At 72.2% G+C, this 17232-nt stretch carries 13 protein-coding genes; 2 read left to right on the top strand and 11 right to left on the bottom strand.

Annotated elements, in window-relative coordinates; translation table 11 throughout:
• Nucleotide 1 precedes the first annotated feature (1 nt).
• The 5 genes from pgi to tkt are packed head-to-tail and all read right to left on the bottom strand — an operon-like array spanning nucleotide 2 to nucleotide 7647.
• Complete coding sequence (pgi, locus tag ACIGO6_RS26465; RefSeq protein ID WP_399880323.1) at nucleotides 2-1666, bottom strand: glucose-6-phosphate isomerase; 1665 nt, start codon at nucleotides 1664-1666, stop codon at nucleotides 2-4.
• A complete protein-coding gene (gene opcA / locus ACIGO6_RS26460) occupies nucleotides 1659-2594 on the bottom strand; it encodes a glucose-6-phosphate dehydrogenase assembly protein OpcA (protein ID WP_399880320.1) in 936 nt (311 codons plus the stop codon). Before opcA ends, pgi begins: the two co-directional genes overlap by 8 nt.
• Nucleotides 2591-4390: a glucose-6-phosphate dehydrogenase gene (gene zwf / locus ACIGO6_RS26455; RefSeq protein WP_399880317.1), complete on the bottom strand. Its 1800-nt coding sequence runs from the start codon at nucleotides 4388-4390 to the stop codon at nucleotides 2591-2593. The genes opcA and zwf overlap by 4 nt, the downstream gene beginning before the upstream one ends.
• Entirely contained in the window at nucleotides 4387-5532 is a 1146-nt protein-coding gene (gene tal / locus ACIGO6_RS26450; protein WP_399880314.1) for a transaldolase, read from the bottom strand. Before tal ends, zwf begins: the two co-directional genes overlap by 4 nt.
• A gap of 30 nt (nucleotides 5533-5562) precedes the next feature.
• A complete protein-coding gene (gene tkt / locus ACIGO6_RS26445) occupies nucleotides 5563-7647 on the bottom strand; it encodes a transketolase (RefSeq protein WP_399880311.1) in 2085 nt (694 codons plus the stop codon).
• Between the two features lie 157 nt (nucleotides 7648-7804).
• Between tkt and ACIGO6_RS26440 the strand changes: the two genes are divergently transcribed.
• A complete protein-coding gene (locus ACIGO6_RS26440) occupies nucleotides 7805-8755 on the top strand; it encodes an AraC family transcriptional regulator (RefSeq protein WP_399880308.1) in 951 nt (316 codons plus the stop codon).
• Nucleotides 8756-9113: 358 nt separating this feature from the next.
• On the opposite strand, the gene ACIGO6_RS26435 is transcribed toward ACIGO6_RS26440, so the two are convergent.
• Nucleotides 9114-9689: a TetR family transcriptional regulator gene (locus tag ACIGO6_RS26435; RefSeq protein WP_399880305.1), complete on the bottom strand. Its 576-nt coding sequence runs from the start codon at nucleotides 9687-9689 to the stop codon at nucleotides 9114-9116.
• 97 nt (nucleotides 9690-9786) lie between these two features.
• Between ACIGO6_RS26435 and ACIGO6_RS26430 the strand changes: the two genes are divergently transcribed.
• Entirely contained in the window at nucleotides 9787-10713 is a 927-nt protein-coding gene (locus ACIGO6_RS26430; protein ID WP_399880302.1) for an oxidoreductase, read from the top strand.
• Between the two features lie 235 nt (nucleotides 10714-10948).
• Here the strand turns inward: ACIGO6_RS26430 and ACIGO6_RS26425 are convergent, their stop codons facing one another.
• From ACIGO6_RS26425 to ACIGO6_RS26405, 5 genes are all read right to left on the bottom strand, one after another.
• Entirely contained in the window at nucleotides 10949-12349 is a 1401-nt protein-coding gene (locus tag ACIGO6_RS26425) for a glycoside hydrolase family 16 protein (RefSeq protein WP_399880299.1), read from the bottom strand.
• Nucleotides 12350-12528: 179 nt separating this feature from the next.
• On the bottom strand, nucleotides 12529-13485 hold the full coding sequence (locus ACIGO6_RS26420) for an Ig-like domain-containing protein (protein WP_399880296.1): 957 nt from the start codon (nucleotides 13483-13485) through the stop codon (nucleotides 12529-12531).
• 189 nt (nucleotides 13486-13674) lie between these two features.
• Nucleotides 13675-14466 carry an IclR family transcriptional regulator gene (locus ACIGO6_RS26415; protein ID WP_399880293.1) on the bottom strand — a complete coding sequence of 264 codons (792 nt, stop codon included), beginning with the start codon at nucleotides 14464-14466 and terminating at the stop codon, nucleotides 13675-13677.
• Nucleotides 14463-15833, bottom strand: a complete 1371-nt coding sequence (locus tag ACIGO6_RS26410; protein WP_399880290.1) for a prolyl oligopeptidase family serine peptidase — start codon at nucleotides 15831-15833, stop codon at nucleotides 14463-14465. Before ACIGO6_RS26410 ends, ACIGO6_RS26415 begins: the two co-directional genes overlap by 4 nt.
• On the bottom strand, nucleotides 15830-17197 hold the full coding sequence (locus ACIGO6_RS26405; protein ID WP_399880287.1) for an MFS transporter: 1368 nt from the start codon (nucleotides 17195-17197) through the stop codon (nucleotides 15830-15832). The genes ACIGO6_RS26410 and ACIGO6_RS26405 overlap by 4 nt, the downstream gene beginning before the upstream one ends.
• Nucleotides 17198-17232: the final 35 nt, after the last annotated feature.

The following is a 17232-nucleotide window of genomic DNA, read 5'->3' as shown; positions in this document are numbered from 1 at the left end:
GTCAGTGCACTTCCTTCAGTTCACGGTAGGCGGCCACCAGCGCGGCCGTGGACGGGTCGAGACCGGGAACGTCAGCACCTTCGGTGAGGGCGGGCTCGACGCGCTTGGCGAGGACCTTGCCGAGCTCGACGCCCCACTGGTCGAAGGAGTCGATGTTCCAGACCGCGCCCTGCACGAACACCTTGTGCTCGTACAGCGCGATCAGCTGGCCGAGGACGGAGGGGGTCAGCTCGGTGGCCAGGACGGTCGTGGTGGGGTGGTTGCCCTGGAAGGTGCGGTGCGGCACCTGCTCCTCGGACACGCCCTCCGCCCGGACCTCGTCGGCGGTCTTGCCGAAGGCCAGCGCCTGACCCTGGGCGAACAGGTTGGCCATCAGCAGGTCGTGCTGCGCCTTGAGCTCGTCGCTCAGCTCGGCGACGGGCCGGGCGAAGCCGATCAGGTCGGCCGGGATCAGCTTGGTGCCCTGGTGGATCAACTGGTAGTACGCGTGCTGCCCGTTGGTGCCCGGCGTGCCCCAGACCACCGGCCCGGTCTGCCACTGGACGGGTTGCCCGTCGCGGTCGACCGACTTGCCGTTGGACTCCATGTCGAGCTGCTGGAGGTAGGCCGTGAACTTCGACAGGTAGTGGCTGTACGGCAGGACCGCGTGCGACTGGGCGCCGAAGAAGTTGCCGTACCAGACGCCCAGCAGGCCCAGGATCAGCGGGGCGTTGTCCGGGGCCTCGGTGTTGCGGAAGTGCTCGTCGACGATGCGGAAGCCGTCGAGCATCTCCCGGAAGCGGTCCGGGCCGATGGCGATCATCAGGGAGAGACCGATCGCCGAGTCGTAGGAGTAGCGGCCGCCGACCCAGTCCCAGAACTCGAACATGTTGGCCGTGTCGATGCCGAAGTCGGCGACCTTCTCGGCGTTCGTCGACAGCGCGACGAAGTGCTGGGCGACCGCCTTCTCGTCGCCCTTCTCGCCGTCGCCCAGCCCCGCCAGCAGCCACGAGCGCGCCGAGGTCGCGTTCGTGATCGTCTCGATGGTGGTGAACGTCTTGGACGCCACGATGAACAGCGTCTCGGCCGGGTCCAGGTCCCGGACCGCCTCGTGCAGGTCGGCGCCGTCCACGTTGGAGACGAACCGGAAGGTGAGCGAGCGGTCGGTGAAGGCCCGCAGCGCCTCGTACGCCATCGCCGGACCGAGGTCGGAGCCGCCGATGCCGATGTTGACGACGTTGCGGATGCGCTTGCCGGTGTACCCGGTCCACTCACCCGAACGGACCCGGTCCGCGAAGTCGGACATCTTGTCCAGCACGGCGTGCACCTTGGGCACGACGTTCTCGCCGTCGACCTCGATCACCGCGTCGCGCGGGGCGCGCAGTGCGGTGTGCAGCACGGCCCGGTCCTCGGTGATGTTGATCCGCTCGCCGCGGAACATGGCGTCGCGCAGCTCGGCCACACCGGTGGCGGCGGCCAGTTGCTGCAGCAGGGCCAGCGTGTCGTCGGTGACCAGGTTCTTGGAGTAGTCGATGCGCAGGTCACCGACGCGCGCGACGTACCGCTCCGCCCGTCCCGGGTCCGCGGCGAACAGCTCGCGCAGGTCCGGGTGGGCGAGCGCGCCCGCGCGGTGGTCCTCCAGGGCGGACCACTCGGGCCGCCGGGTCAGCTTCGGGGAGTCAGACATGGACGGCGTTCTCCTTGGGTGCCACGCCGCGCAGGGCGACGGCGTACATCTCGTCCGCGTCGAGGCGCCTGAGCTCCTCGGCGATGAGTTCGGAGGTGGGGCGAACCTTCAGCGCGAGGGAGCGCGGCGGCTGGTCGGGCAGGGTCATCGTGGCGAGCGGGCCCTCCGGACGGTCGATGACGATCTCGCCGTTCGCGGTACCGAGGCGGACCGCGGTGACGACCGGGCCGTCGGTGATCACGCGGTCGACCCCGACGCCGAGCCGGGCCTCCAGCCAGCGGGCCAGCAGCTCGGCGGCCGGGTTCTCGGCCTCGGCCTCCACGGTCGCCGAGGTCACCGGCACCCGGGCCTGGTCCAGCGCCGCGGCCAGCATGGAGCGCCACAGCGTCAGCCGGGTCCAGGCGAGGTCGGTGTCGCCGGGCGCGTAGGTGCGGACCCGGCGCTCCAGGACCTCCATCGGCCGCTCGACCGCGTACAGGTCGGTGATCCGGCGCTGGGCCAGCGCGCCCAGCGGGTCGCCCGCGGGGTCGTCCGGCGCCTCCACCGGCCACCACACGACGACCGGGGCGTCCGGCAGCAGCAGCGGCAGCACGACCGAGTCGGCGTGCTCGGACACCTCGCCGTACATGCGCAGCACGACCGTCTCGCCGGTGCCGGCCTCGGAGCCCACCCGGACCTCGGCGTCGAGGTGCGAGCGGGTGCGGTCGCGCAGGTTGCGCGGGTGCCGCTTGATGACGACCAGGGTGCGCGAGGGGTGCTCGTGCGAGGCCTCCTCGGCGGCCTTGATCGCGTCGTAGGCGTTCTCCTCGTCCGTGACGATCACCAGCGTGAGCACCATGCCCACGGCCGGGGTGCCGATGGCGCGGCGGCCCTGCACCAGCGCCTTGTTGATCTTGCTTGCCGTGGTGTCGGTCAGGTCGATCCTCATGGCCTGCGCCAGCTCCGTCCGTCTCGTGCGAGCATCTCGTCGGCTTCCCGGGGTCCCCAGCTGCCCGAGGCGTACTGTGCGGGCCGCTCGTGCGTGGCCCAGTACTCCTCGATCGGGTCGAGGATCCGCCAGGACTCTTCCACTTCCTGGTGACGGGGGAACAGGTTGGCGTCGCCCAGAAGGACGTCCAGGATCAGCCGTTCGTACGCCTCCGGGCTGGACTCGGTGAACGACTCGCCGTACGCGAAGTCCATCGACACGTCCCGGATCTCCATCGACGTGCCCGGCACCTTGGAGCCGAACCGCACCGTCATGCCCTCGTCGGGCTGGACGCGGATGACGATCGCGTTCTCGCCCAGCTCCTCCGTCGCGGTGGAGTCGAAGGGCGAGTGCGGGGCCCGCTGGAAGACGACCGCGATCTCCGTCACCCGGCGGCCCAGCCGCTTGCCGGTGCGCAGGTAGAACGGCACGCCCGCCCAGCGCCGGTTGTCGATGCCCAGCTTGATCGCCGCGTAGGTGTCGGTCGCGGAGGCCGGGTCGATGCCCTCCTCCTCCAGATAGCCGGGCACCTGTGCGCCGCCCTGCCAGCCGGCCGCGTACTGCGCGCGCACGGTGTGCTCGCCGAGGTCGTCCGGCAGCCGCACCGCCTTGAGCACCTTCAGCTTCTCGGTGAGCAGCGAGGGCGCGTCGAAGGAGGCGGGCTCCTCCATCGCGGTCAGGGCCATCAGCTGGAGCAGGTGGTTCTGGATGACGTCACGGGCGGCGCCGATGCCGTCGTAGTAGCCGGCCCGGCCGCCGATGCCGATGTCCTCGGCCATGGTGATCTGCACGTGGTCCACGTAGGACCGGTTCCAGATCGGCTCGTACATCTGGTTGGCGAAGCGCAGCGCCAGGATGTTCTGGACGGTCTCCTTGCCCAGGTAGTGGTCGATGCGGAAGACCTGCTCCGGGTCGAAGACCTCGTGCACCAGCGCGTTCAGCTCACGGGCGCTGCCCAGGTCGTGCCCGAACGGCTTCTCGATCACCGCGCGGCGCCAGGAGCCCTCCGGCGCGTCGGTCAGCCCGTGCTTCTTGAGCTGCTGGACGACCTTCGGGAAGAACTTCGGCGGCACCGAGAGGTAGAAGGCGTAGTTGCCACTGGTGCCGCGGGAGGCGTCCAGCTCCTCGACGGCCTTGCGCAGCTGGTCGAACGCGTCGTCGTCGTCGAAGTCGCCCGGGATGAACCGCATGCCCTCGGCGAGCTGCTGCCAGACCTCCTCACGGAACGGCGTGCGCGCGTGCTCCTTGACCGCCTCGTGCACGACCTCGGCGAAGTCCTGGTCCTCCCAGTCCCGGCGGGCGAAACCGACCAGGGAGAAGCCCGGCGGCAGCAGACCGCGGTTGGCCAGGTCGTACACGGCCGGCATCAGCTTCTTGCGCGACAGGTCGCCGGTGACACCGAAGATGACCAGTCCGGACGGGCCGGCGATGCGGGGCAGCCGGCGGTCCTGGGGATCGCGCAGGGGGTTGCTCCAGTCGAGGGGCGCCACGGGCTCGACGGGCCTCTCGGCCGCGTCCGCCGCCTCGGCACCCTTCGCGGCGCCGGCCGCCCCCGGCTTCTTCCCGGCCCGGGCGGACCTGGACGACCTGCCGGCCTTCGGCGCCCCGGCGGCCCGGGACTCCTCGGCCTCCTGGGCGTGCAGCGGGCCCGCCGCCTCCCGGGCCGCCGCGGCCTCCTTGGCTTCCTTCGTCGCCTTGGTCTCCTGGACCGTCGTATCGGTCCCGTGGACCGTCGTAGCGGGAAGCTCCTCGCTCATTCCCCGTCAACTCCCTTGCTGTTCAGGGACTTCGTCACGGCGTCGAGCAGGTCCTGCCAGGCCACCTCGAACTTGGCCACGCCCTCCTGCTCCAGCTGCTCCACCACCTCGTCGTACGAGATGCCGAGCCGCTCCACGGCCGCGAGGTCCGCCCGGGCCTGGGCGTAACCACCGGTGACCGTGTCGCCCTGGACGTCGCCGTGATCGGCGGCGGCGTTCAGGGTGGCCTCCGGCATCGTGTTCACGGTGCCGGGAGCGACCAGCTCCTCCACGTACAGGGTGTCCCGGAATGCCGGGTCCTTCACCCCGGTCGACGCCCACAGAGGACGCTGGGGGTTGGCGCGGGCCCCGGCCAGGGCGGTGAAGCGGTCGCCCGCGAAGACCTCCTCGTACGCCTCGTAGGCCAGTCGCGCGTTGGCCAGCGCCGCCTTCCCCTTCAGGGCGAGGGCCTCGTCCGTGCCCAGCAGCGTCAGGCGCTTGTCGATCTCGCTGTCGACGCGGGAGACGAAGAACGAGGCAACGGAGTGGATGGCCGACAGGTCGTGCCCGGCCGCCTGCGCCTGCTCCAGGCCGGCGAGGTAGGCGTCCATGACCGCGCGGTAGCGCTCCAGGGAGAAGATCAGCGTGACGTTGACGCTGATGCCGGCGCCGATGACCTCGGTGATCGCCGGGAGACCGGCCTGCGTCGCCGGAATCTTGATCATCACGTTGGGGCGGTCGACCAGCCAGGCCAGCTGACGGGCCTCGGCGACCGTGGCCCGCGTGTCGTGGGCGAGGCGCGGGTCGACCTCGATGGAGACCCGGCCGTCCCGGCCGCCGGTGGCGTCGTACACCGGGCGCAGCACGTCGGCGGCGGCACGGACGTCGGCGGTGGTCATCATGCGGACCGCCTCGTCGACGGTGACGCCCCGGGTCGCGAGGTCGGCGAGCTGCTCCTCGTAGCCCTCGCCGGAGCCGATGGCGGCCTGGAAGATCGACGGGTTGGTGGTGACGCCGACGACGTGCTTGGTCTCGATCAGCTCGGCCAGGTTGCCGGACTCGATCCGCCGCCGCGACAGGTCGTCCAGCCAGATGGAGACGCCCTGGCCGGACAGGCGTCGCAGGGCTCCCGCGGGTGCGGATGCTTCGGTCACAGTGATCATCTTCTCTTTCTGCAGATGTGTGCGGTCGGCTCAGCCGCGGGCGGCGGCCAGGGACTCCCTGGCGGCGGCGGCGACGTTCTCGGCGGTGAAGCCGTACTCGGCGAACAGGGCCTTGGCGTCGGCGGAGGCGCCGAAGTGCTCCAGGGAGACGATGCGGCCCGCATCGCCCACGAAGCGGTACCAGGTCAGGCCGATACCGGCCTCGACGGCCACCCGGGCCTTCACGGACGGCGGCAGCACGCTCTCGCGGTACTCGCGCGGCTGCTCCTCGAACCACTCCACGGACGGCATCGACACCACGCGCGTCGGCGTGCCCTCCGCCTCCAGCGCCTCCCGCGCGGCCACGGCCAGCTGCACCTCGGAGCCGGTGGCGATCAGGACGACCTCCGGGGCACCGGTGGAGGCCTCGGCGAGGACGTACCCGCCGCGCGCCGCGTCCGGGTTCGCCTCGTACGTCGGTACGCCCTGGCGGGTGAGGGCGAGGCCGTGCGGGGCCGGGTTGGTGGAGTGGCGCCGGAGGATCTCGGCCCAGGCGGTCGCGGTCTCGTTGGCGTCGGCCGGGCGGACCACGTTCAGGCCCGGGATGGCGCGCAGTGCGGCCAGGTGCTCGACCGGCTGGTGGGTCGGGCCGTCCTCGCCGAGGCCGACGGAGTCGTGCGTCCACACGTACGTCACCGGCAGCTGCATCAGGGCCGACATGCGGACGGCGTTGCGCATGTAGTCGGAGAACACCAGGAAGGTGCCGCCGTAGACGCGGGTGTTGCCGTGCAGCGCGATGCCGTTCATCTCCGCGGCCATCGAGAACTCGCGGATGCCGAAGTGCACGGTGCGGCCGTACGGGTCGGCCTCCGGCAGCGGGTTGCCCTCGGGGAGGAAGGAGCTGGTCTTGTCGATCGTGGTGTTGTTGGAGCCGGCCAGGTCCGCCGAGCCGCCCCACAGCTCGGGCAGCACCGGGCCGAGCGCCTGGAGCACCTTGCCGGAGGCGGCGCGGGTGGCGACGGCCTTGCCGGTCTCGAACACGGGCAGGGTGTCCTCCCAGCCCTCGGGCAGTCGGCCGGCGACCACGCGGTCGAACAGCGCGGCGTGCTCCGGCTGGGCGCCGCGCCACTTGTCGATCCGCTTGTCCCAGGCGGCGTGTGCCTCCGCACCCCGGTCCAGGGCCCGGCGGGTGTGGGCGAGGACCTCGTCGGCCACCTCGAAGGACTTCTCGGGGTCGAAGCCGAGGACGCGCTTGGTGGCGGCGACCTCGTCCTCGCCGAGGGCGGAGCCGTGGGAGGCCTCGGTGTTCTGGGCGTTCGGGGCGGGCCAGGCGATGATCGTGCGCATGGCGATGATGGACGGGCGGCCGGTCTCGGCCTTCGCCGCCGTCAGCGCCGCGTACAGCGCGTGCACGTCGACGTCACCGTTGTCGGCGGGCTCGATGCGCTGCACGTGCCATCCGTAGGCCTCGTACCGCTTCAGCACGTCCTCGGAGAACGCGGTCGCCGTGTCGCCCTCGATGGAGATGTGGTTGTCGTCGTAGAGGAAGACGAGGTTGCCGAGCTTCTGGTGGCCGGCCAGCGACGAGGCCTCGGCGGAGACGCCCTCCTGGAGGTCGCCGTCGGAGACGATCGCCCAGACGGTGTGGTCGAAGGGGGACTCGCCCGCGGGCGCCTCGGGGTCGAACAGGCCGCGCTCGTAGCGGGCGGCCATCGCCATGCCCACCGCGTTGGCGACGCCCTGGCCGAGCGGTCCCGTGGTGGTCTCCACGCCCGCGGTGTGGCCGTACTCGGGGTGGCCCGGCGTCTTCGAGCCGTGCGTGCGGAAGGCCTTGAGGTCGTCCAGCTCCAGCTCGTACCCGGCGAGGTAAAGCTGGGTGTAGAGGGTCAGCGACGTGTGGCCGGGGGAGAGGACGAAGCGGTCACGGCCGGTCCACTCGGGGTCGGCGGGGTCGTGACGCATCACCTTCTGAAAGATCGTGTACGCCGCCGGGGCGAGGGCCATCGCCGTGCCGGGGTGCCCGTTGCCGACCTTCTGCACGGCGTCGGCCGCCAGAACACGGGCGGTGTCGACGGCACGCCGGTCGAGTTCGGTCCATTCGAAGCGGTCCGCGCTGCCTGCTGTATGCGTGCTCATCTTCAAGAAATCCTCGATCGGAGCGGGGTTGCTGGGCTGACGTGTTCAAACTTAAAAGTCTGACTTTTGAGAGTGAAGGTCGTGGTGTGCCAGCCTGTGGTGAAACTGGGACACGCCCCGGCGCCTCGGCGCACGGGTGGGACGGCGCGAGAAGGACATGGCGGACGAAAACACGCAAGACGATGACAGTGGCGGCGGTGACGCCAAGGGTGCCGGTGACGTCAGGCGTGGCGACGGGATCAGAACGTTCCCCTTCCCGGTCGATCTCAGCCTCCTCGGCGTCGGTATGCAGGTCGGTCCCATGGGCGCCGGCCGCACCTGGCACGCACAGGCCCCCCTGCACCGCGTCCACCGCATCGACTTCCACGTCGTCATGCTCTTCACCGGCGGCCCCGTCCGACACATGATCGACTTCGCCGAGTACGAGGCCACGGCCGGCGATCTGCTGTGGATCCGCCCCGGACAGGTCCACCGCTTCTCGCAGACCAGCGAGTACCGCGGAACGGTGCTGACCATGCAGCCCGGCTTCCTGCCCCGCGCCACCGTCGAGGCCACCGGCCTCTACCGCTACGACCTGCCGCCCCTGCTCCACCCCGACGAGGCGCGGCTCGACGCTCTGACGGCCTCGCTCGACCAGCTCCGGCGCGAGTACGAGGACGCCACCACCCTGCCGCTCAGCCTGCACACCGCGGTACTGCGCCACACGCTGTCCGCGTTCCTGCTGCGCCTCGCCCACCTCGCGGCCAGCTCCGCGCAGGAAGCGCGCCAGGGCCGGGCGGACACGCCGGGCGACACGACCTTCACCCTGTTCCGGGACGCGGTCGAGCGCGGCTTCGCCACCAACCACAGCGTCAGCGCCTACGCCGACGCGCTCGGTTACTCCCGCCGCACCCTCGTCCGCGCGGTGCGCGCCGCCACCGGCGAGACGCCCAAGGGGTTCATCGACAAGCGCGTGGTCCTGGAGGCCAAGCGCCTCCTCGCCCACACCGACATGCCGATCGGCCGGGTCGGCGCGGCGGTCGGCTTCCCGGACGCGGCGAACTTCTCCAAGTTCTTCCACCAGCACACGGACCAGACGCCGGCGGCGTTCCGGGCGGAGCTGCGCTGACGGGCCCGCCCCACCGGAGCCCTGCGGTCCACTGCTGAGACGGGCATTCGGGGTGCCGCCGGGCGGAGCGGGGCGATCGGTCGCCGCCCGGGGGAAAGGCGCGTGCCATCAGGATGCGGGCCGTGATGCGTTCGGCCAGGGGGTCCGGCTCGATCGGCTCGGCGTGGTCCCGGTGCGCCCGAATGGTCCGGCCCGGGCCGCTGTTGCCGTGGACCTCGGTGAAGGCCCGCATGTCGGGGTCGAGTTCGCTGAGGGAGCGCAGTGCGGCCTCGGTCACGGCCGGTGCGCTGATGCGGCCGGTGCGGGCCAGGTGGGCGATGGCGCGGCCGGTCACGTCCGCCCGAAGGACGGTGAGGCGTCAGCCGCGAGGGGGCTCTTGCGGGGTGACCAAGCGGCGTACGGCGTCGGTGATCGTGGCGCGCTGCTGCCCGTCGGCGACCAGGTGGCTCACGTCCTCGGTGTGGCGCTGCCACATGTTCGCCAGGGCGAGCACCAGCGCGAGAATCTCGCCCGCCGGCTTCTCCCGTGTGACGGTGCCGCGCTGCTGTGCCGCCTCGATGGCCGCGATCTTGTCCGCCATCGAGGCGGCGACGATCTCGGGTACCGGCCGTTCGGCGCGCTCCAGCGCGTACCAGGTCAGGAACCGCATGACCTGTGGATGCTGTGCGGCGGCATCGTGCAGGCGGCCTGCGTAGCCGGGCAGGTCGTCGGCGTCCATGGATACCGCGCCCACCGTCTGCTCGACGATCGCCTCGTAGACGGCATCGAACAGGCCCTCCTTGCCGGCGAAGAACGAGTACACGAGGCCGGGGCTGATGCCGGCCCGTTTGGCGAGCCGGTCCACCCGGGCCCCGGCCTCGCCGAACTCGGCGAACTCGGCGAGGGCAGCTTCCATCAGCTGCTGCCGCTTGCGGTCGGGATCACGCGTTGCCATGTCCCCACCCTCACTTGATGAACGTTCATTTGACAAGTCGGGGAGGCGCGTCCATCCTGGCCGGAAGTAAATGAACATTCATTTAGGAAGGTGTGCGATGGCTCGCGAACACTGGACGCCCGCCGACATCCCCCCGCTCAGCGGCCGGACCGCCCTGATCACGGGGGCCAACAGCGGCATCGGCTACCGCACCGCGCTGGCCCTGGCTCGGCACGGTGCCCGCATCCTGCTTGCGGGACGCCACCCGGCCTCGCTGGCCGAAGCCGCCCGCCGCCTGCACGACGACGTGCCCGGCACCCGCCTGGAGACCGTGGAACTCGACCTCGGGGACCTGACGGCGATCCGCGACGCGGCCGCCCCCGTCGCCGCGACGGAGACCATCGACCTCCTCGTCAACAACGCCGGCGTCATGGGCGTCCCTGAGCGCCGTACCACCCGCGACGGCCTCGAACTCACGGTCGGCACCAACCACCTGGGCCACTTCGCCCTGACCGCCCACCTGATGCCCGCCCTGATGCGCTCCCCCGGTGCCCGCGTCGTCACCGTCAGCGCCATCGCCGCCACCTGGCGCTCCGGCGACCTCACGGATCTGATGAGCGAGCGCCGCTACCGCCCCATGAGCGCGTACGCCAAGTCCAAGCGCGCCAACATCGTCTTCACCCAGGAACTCGCCCGCCGCCTTTCCGGCAGCGCGCACCGCGCCCTGTCCGTCCACCCGGGCTCGGCCGTCACCAACCTGCAGCGTCACACCTCCGCGAGCCGGCTGGGGCGACTGTTCGTCGCCCTGGCTTCCCGCACCCTGATGGGCTCCGCCGACGGCGCCGCCTGGCCCTCCCTGTATGCCGCAACCCACCCCGCCGCCGTCAGCGGAACCTTCATCGGCCCAGCCGGACGCGACCAGACCTCCGGCACCCCCGGGCCGGCACCCCTGCCCGGGGGTGCCGACAGCCCCGACCTCGGAGCCTGGCTGTGGCGCGAGAGCGAACGGCTGACCGGCGTCCGCTTCCCGGCCCTGCAGACCTGACCGCCCGGATGTGCGGCGAGGCGACACGTCGCGCCCGGTCGAGCCGCCGCGGCTGCCCCGTGCCGGATGGGTGCCGGTGGCGGTGACGTGCCGGGTGCTCGATGACCCCACCCGCGGCTCTGGCTGCACGCCCCAACCGTCACCTGATCACGCAGCAGTCCCACAGGCCCGACGTGGCGAAGGGGGCTCCACTCGTGCGTGGAGCCCCCTTGGCCACCCGCGGGCCGGTGAGCGGTCAGTGGCCGAAGCCGAACCAGTTCACGTTCACGAAGTCCGCCGGCTGGCCACTGGTGAAGGTCAGGTACACGTCGTGCGTCCCCGTCACCGCGCCGATGTTCGCCGGGATCGTGCGCCACGACTGCCAGCCGCCCGTGTTGCCCACGGCGAAACTGCCGACCGGCGTGGCGGTACGGCTGTCCAGGCGCACCTCGACCAGACCGCTGACGCCCAAGGCCGCGCCGCTCGCCACCCGGGCCTTGAACTGCGTCGCCGGGCTCGAGCCGAACTTCACGCCCTTGTACTGGACCCAGTCGCCGTTCGCGAGCGCGCCGAGGTTGCTCCCGCCGCCCGAGTCCGCGGTGCCCTCGGTCATGGTGCCGGACTGGGCGTCGTACGACTCGGCCTCGATGGCGCCGTACGCGTCACGGTCGCCGCCGGTCGGCGGTGGCGTGGTACCGCTCCCACCGGCCGACAGCACCTGGACGTAGTCCACGAGCATGGAGTGGCCGGGCTGGGTGCCGGCGTCCGGGCCGCCGCCGAAGGCGTTCGGGAAGCCGCCGCCCATCGCCACGTTGAGGATGATGAAGTAGCCGTGGTGGGTGGCGTTCGCCCACGTCGTGGCGTCGACCTGGTTGGCGCGCACCGTGTGGAAGTTGGTGCCGTCGACGTAGAAGCGGATCTCCTCCACGCTGGTCGAGCGGTCCCACTCCACCCGGTAGGTGTGGAAGCCCGCCTGGCAGGTGGCGCCGGGACACGCGGTGCTGCCGCCGATGCCGCTGGTCTCGTTGCAGGGCCCGCCGGGTGAGGTGCCGCAGTGCATCGTGGCCCAGACGGTGTTGAGGCCCTGGGTGTTCTCCATGATGTCGATCTCGCCGACGGCCGGCCAGTTCCAGTAGTTGCCGCGGTAGGGGCCGCCCAGCATCCAGAACGCCGGCCAGTAGCCCTTGGCCGCGGCCCCGGTGACGTTCGGGACCTGGATGCGAGCCTCCACGCGCAGCTTGCCGCCGGCCGGGGGCTCGAAGTCGGCGCGCCTGGTCTCGATGCGACCCGAGGTCCAGTTTCCGGCGCCGTCGCGCTGCGGGGTGATGCGCAGGTTGCCGCTGCCGTCGAGCGAGACGTTGCTGGGGGACGACGTCATCGTCTCGATCTCGCCGGTGCCCCAGTTGGCGGGGCCGCCGGGGTATCCGGTGCCGGTCGCGTACTGCCAGTGGGAGGTGTTCACGCCGGAGCCGGCGGCGCCGTCGAAGTCGTCGGCGAATAGCTGCGTCCAGCCGGTGGGGGGTGGGGGAGCGGTGGCGGTCGCGGACGGGACGACGACGCCGGTCGCGGCGGCCGCGAGGCCGAGGGTGCCGAAGGCGGCGACCAGGGCCCGGCGCCACGGCCGCGGTCTCGCCTGCGTGCCGGAAGGTTCTCTCATGTGGGGGTACCTCTCGGTGTGCGGGAGCGGTGAGCACGAACGCCCCCGAGACGCGCACGGGGGCGTGAGAGCGCTCTCAGAGTGCGCCCAATGTGCTCTCCGGGCCTCCGGTCGTCAAGAGGTGAACCCGAGAAAGTCCCTTCGTGCGCAAGGGAGTTCATTGCGCGAAGGGGGCAGGGTCAGGCGAGTGCGCTGCCGGCCTTCCACTTCTTCCACGAGAGGTTCCAGCCGTTCAGGCCGTTGGCCGGGTCGACGGTCTCCTCACCCGAGTTCTTCACGATCACCACGTCGCCGAGCCGGGAGCCGGTGTAGAACGCGTGGCCCGCCGTGGCCTCGTCGCCGCCGCCCTTGGCGTCGTGCAGGCCGATGCAGCCGTGCGTGGTGTTGCTGTTCCCGAAGACCGAGGCGGCGGTCCAGTAGTTGCCGTGGATGAAGGTGCCCGAGGTGGTCAGACGCTGGGCGTGCGGCACGTCCGCGATGTCGTACTCGTGGCCGAGTCCGACCGTCGAGGACTCCATCCGGGTCTCCGCCAGCTGCTCGCTGATCACCATGATCCCGGCCCACGTGGTGTGGTCGGCGTCGCCGCCCGTGACCGGGTAGGTGGCGACCGTCTTGCCGTCCTGCTTGACGGTCATCCGCTTCTTGGCCAGGTCGACGGTGCTGATCCGCGCGGGGCCGACCGTGAAGACGACGTCCTTCGACTGCGCGCCGTAGACGCCGTCGGCGGCCCGCACGTCCGCGAGGCGCAGACGGACCGTGATCTTCGTACCCGGAGCCCAGTACTTCTTGGGGCGGAAGTCGAGCCGGGTGTCGCCGAACCAGTGGCCGACCACCTCGACGCCGGGATCGGCGGTCACCGTGATCGCCCGCTCGACCGCGGCCTTGCGCGTCACGGCGTGCGAGAAGGTGATCGACACCGGCATGCCCACGCCGTACGTGCCGCCCGTACTGGGGGTGACGGAGGCGGTCAGCGTCTTCCTGGCGGCGGTGGGGGTCCCGGTGGCCGCCCGTGCCGGGCCGCTTCCCAGGCCGGTCAGTGCCGCCGCGACCGGCACGGCGCCGAGCGCGGCGAGCACCCCGCGCCGGGACCACCCGGTCTGCTGGGCGGTTCCGTCGGGTATGTGGGGGGTGCTCACGGCATACGGCCTTTCTGCGGTGGGGCGGGGGATGTATGCACTCTGCACCGTATATCTGGGTCGGGCCTGTGTGTGCCTGTCGGGGGGCTATGACGGCTGTGAGAAATGTGGCAGACAGGTCCCGGATGCCGGTTTGGTGGCTCTCGGTGGCCGACCGGTTGCGGCGCGGTCGCTACCGGAGCACGCGGCTCACTCGGTGACCCGGGGCCGCCACCCCAGCGCCCGTGAGATCCCCCGCGCCGCCAGCCGCACCGCCGGGACGAGCGTCGGGACGGCCGCGCCGGCGTGCGGTACGACGACCGAGACGGCGGCGGACACCGTACCGTCCGGACCGCGTACCGGGGCGGCCACCGACAGTGCGTCGTCGGTGACCTGTCGGTCGCTGACCGCGGCGCCGACGCGCCGCACCTCGGCCAGTACGCGGCGCAGCCGCGCCGGGTCGGTGATCGTGTGCGGGGTGAAGGAGGCCAGCGGGCCCGCGCAGTACGCCCGCTGGAACTCGGGGTCGCCGTGCGCCAGCAGCGCGAGCCCGACCCCGGTGGCGTGCAGCGGCCAGCGTGCCCCGACGCGGATGTGCACGCCGACCGCGGAACGGCCCGACAGCCACTCGACGTAGACGACCTCTCCGCCGTCCCGCACGGCGAGCTGCACGTTCTCGTGCGTCGCCTCGTACAGGTCCTCCAGGTACGGCAGGGCGGTCTGCCGCAGGGCCAGGCCGCGCGGGGCGAGTGCGGCGACCTCCCACAGCCGCAGCCCGATGTGGTAGACGCCGGACTCGTCCCGCTCCAGCGCGCCCCACTCGGTGAGCGCGGCCACCAGCCGGTGCGCCGTGGTCAGGCTCAGCCCGGCCCGCCGGCTGATGTCCGTCAGGCACAGCGCCGGGTGCTCGTGGTCGAACGCGGCGAGCACGGACAGCAGCCGGTCGGGCGCGGTGGGGGTGCCCCCGCTCGAGCGAAGCCGAGAGTGGGGGAGGGGGCTCATGGCCGGGTGTCTCCCGGGTGGGCGAGGTCGTAGGGGCGAGGATACGGCGCCGGGTGGTGGGGGAGATAGCGGGGCTCGGACGCCGGATCCGCCGTGCGGGCGCGAGTGTTGAGGGCGGAGGCCGAGGTGTCCCAGCGGCCGGTGTCCAGCCGGTGCTCCAGCGTGTGCAGGGCGCCGATCGTCTCGCCGGGGGTGAAGGTGCAGTGGCCGGGGCCGTCGACGTACGCCTGGCGCAGCAGGGGCCGGGAGCCCGCGGCGGTGGCGGCCCGCCGGTAGGCGCTCTCGGCCTGGACGGGGATCAGCGCGTCGCCGGTGGTGTGGATCATCAGCTGGGGATCGCTCAGCCGGCCGGTGAGGGCGCTGGTGTCGCGCATCCACCGCACGGCGTCGGGGTCGGCGGAGATCCGGGGGGCGCGGTTCAGTGCCGCCAGGTCGGAGCGCAGGGACGCTCCCGCCGCCTTGTACAGCTCGGTCACCTCCTTGTACAGCGGCGAGCTGCGCAGCATGGCGGTGTAGTCGACGCCCGTGTTCCAGGAGGGGTTGCCGCCGGCGCGGCTCTCGGCCTCCTGCCGCCAGCTGAAGGCGGGCTGCTGGAGGAGGCCGCGGACGGCCGTGTACTGGCCCGCCTGCTGGGCCGCCCAGTCCGTCGGGCCGGGCTCGGTCTGCGTGGGGGTGTTGTAGCCGGGGATGTTGTGCAGGGCGGCGGCCAGGGCGATGCGGGCGCGGCCCGCGGGGGTGCGCTGGGCGGCGTCGGTCGCCGCGGTGAGCGCCTCGGCGGCGCCGCGCGCGGACTCCTGGCCGGCGAACCCCGTCAGCCGGATGCCGGAGTCGGGGGCGAGCAGGGTGCGCAGGGCGAACACCGGGTCCAGGGTGCTGTTCCAGTTGGCGACGCCGCCCTGCACCAGGCCGCACATCGCCAGCGAGCCGTCGAAACGGTCGCCGTGCCGCTCGGCGAGGGCCGTGGTGACGAGGCCGCCGTAGGACCGGCCCCAGGCGAGCGTCCGCCGGGCCGTGCCGTACCGCTCGGTGAACAGATCCAGCGTGGCGAGCTGGTCGGGCACCGCCTCCGTCAGGGCCCAGCCGGTCGTGGCGTAGGAGGAGCCGATGAGCGCGTACCCGGCCTCCAGCAGCTTGCCCCGCGTCGTGGCGTCGGGGGCGTTCTGCGCCGGGTTGGGGGTGCCGGCCGGGTTGTAGCCGTGGCTGAAGAGCAGGACGGTGCCGTTCCAGGCGGCCGGTACGTCCATCACGTAGGCGGCGCCCGAGGGGAGCACTCCCTCGGCGTGGGTGTCCGTGGCGGTGGCGGCCTGCGCGGGCAGTGCGGTCGCCGCGCACAGGGCGGCGGTCAGCAGGGCGAGGCGGGTCCTCAACGGGGGGTTCCTTCCGGGGTGGGGGAGGGGGTGGCGGCCTGGGGTGCGCCGGAGTCGAGGGCGTTGGTGTGCGTCTCGCGCATCCGCCACACGGTGAGCGCGGTGACCGCGGCGCCCGCGCACAGCAGCAGGGCGACGGGGGTGCTGTCACCGCCGTACGAGGCGACGAGGCTGCTCGCGATCAGCGGCGAGAAACCGGCGCCGATCAGGGTCGCCGCCTGGTAGCCGAGCGAGGCGCCGGTGTAGCGGACCTTGGTGCCGAACAGCTCGGTGAGCAGGGCGCCGAGCGGCCCGTACATCGTGGACTGGGCGACGCCGTGGCCGAGGACGAGGGCGAGGATCAGCAGGCCGGGCGAGCCGGAGTCGACGAGGGCTAGCACCGGGAACGCGAGGGCGGCGCAGGCGACCGCGCCGGCGAGGACGACGGGGCGGCGGCCCACCCGGTCGGAGAGTGCGGAGGCGGCGGGCAGGACGGCCAGCGCCACACAGGAGGCGACGGTCACCGCGGTCAGGACCTGCGGTCGGCTGTAGCCCTGGTCGACGGCGTACGAGATCATGAAGCCGGTCAGCAGGGACTGGGCCGTGAACGCGCCGATGCCGACGCAGGCGGCCAGCAGTACGGGCTTCGGCCGGCGCAGCACCTCCACGACCGGCGGCCGGGCCGTCGGCTCCCGCCTGCCCTGCGCGAACAGCGGGCTCTCCGCGACCTTCAGCCGCACGAACAGACCGACGGCCAGCAGGACGACGCTGAGCAGGAACGGCACCCGCCAGCCCCAGGAGCGGAAGTCGTCGTCGGGCAGCGCGGAGACGAGGGCGACGACGCCGGCCGAGAGCACGGAGCCGAGCGGGGCGCCGAGCTGGGTGAAGCTGGACCACAGGCCGCGCCGGGTGCCCTGGGTGCGTTCGGCGTGCTCGACGACCATCAGGGTCGCGCCGCCCCACTCGCCGCCGATCGCGAGGCCCTGCACCACGCGCAGGGCGACCAGCAGCACCGGCGCCCACACGCCGATGGCGTCGTAGGTCGGCAGCAGGCCGATGAGGAAGCTGCCGCCGCCCATCAGGGCCATGGTCAGCAGCATCATCGACTTGCGGCCGATCCGGTCGCCGAAGTGGCCGAAGACGATGCCGCCGAGCGGCCGGGCCACATAGCCCGCGGCGAAGGTGCCGAAGGCGGCGATGGTGCCGACCGCGGGGTCGGCGCCGGGGAAGAACAGATCGCCGAAGACCAGCGCGGCGACGGTGCCGTAGACGAGGAAGTCGTAGAACTCGACGGTGGTGCCGAGCAGACCGGACAGTGCGACTCGGCGCAACTGGCGCTGATCGGTGGGTGGTTGAGGGACGGCGGGCGAGGGGGACGGCTGCACGGTGAGCTCCCTGGGGACGGTGCCGATGCCCCGGT

Origin of the sequence: Streptomyces sp. NPDC053750 (assembly GCF_044544295.1) — a bacterium.
Lineage (GTDB): Bacteria > Actinomycetota > Actinomycetes > Streptomycetales > Streptomycetaceae > Streptomyces.
Note: the sequence above shows the minus strand (reverse complement) of the source record. Positions and strands in the feature narration are given on the sequence as shown.

What these genes read in the sequence shown, in the direction of transcription:
- tkt (WP_399880311.1), bottom strand. Translation starts at nt 7,647, where the DNA reads ATGAGCACGCATACAGCAGGCAGCGCGGACCGCTTCGAATGGACCGAA.
- ACIGO6_RS26440 (WP_399880308.1), top strand. Translation starts at nt 7,805, where the DNA reads ATGGCGGACGAAAACACGCAAGACGATGACAGTGGCGGCGGTGACGCC.
- ACIGO6_RS26425 (WP_399880299.1), bottom strand. Translation starts at nt 12,349, where the DNA reads ATGAGAGAACCTTCCGGCACGCAGGCGAGACCGCGGCCGTGGCGCCGG.
- zwf (WP_399880317.1), bottom strand. Translation starts at nt 4,390, where the DNA reads ATGAGCGAGGAGCTTCCCGCTACGACGGTCCACGGGACCGATACGACG.
- tal (WP_399880314.1), bottom strand. Translation starts at nt 5,532, where the DNA reads ATGATCACTGTGACCGAAGCATCCGCACCCGCGGGAGCCCTGCGACGC.
- ACIGO6_RS26430 (WP_399880302.1), top strand. Translation starts at nt 9,787, where the DNA reads ATGGCTCGCGAACACTGGACGCCCGCCGACATCCCCCCGCTCAGCGGC.
- pgi (WP_399880323.1), bottom strand. Translation starts at nt 1,666, where the DNA reads ATGTCTGACTCCCCGAAGCTGACCCGGCGGCCCGAGTGGTCCGCCCTG.
- opcA (WP_399880320.1), bottom strand. Translation starts at nt 2,594, where the DNA reads ATGAGGATCGACCTGACCGACACCACGGCAAGCAAGATCAACAAGGCG.
- ACIGO6_RS26435 (WP_399880305.1), bottom strand. Translation starts at nt 9,689, where the DNA reads ATGGCAACGCGTGATCCCGACCGCAAGCGGCAGCAGCTGATGGAAGCT.
- ACIGO6_RS26415 (WP_399880293.1), bottom strand. Translation starts at nt 14,466, where the DNA reads ATGAGCCCCCTCCCCCACTCTCGGCTTCGCTCGAGCGGGGGCACCCCC.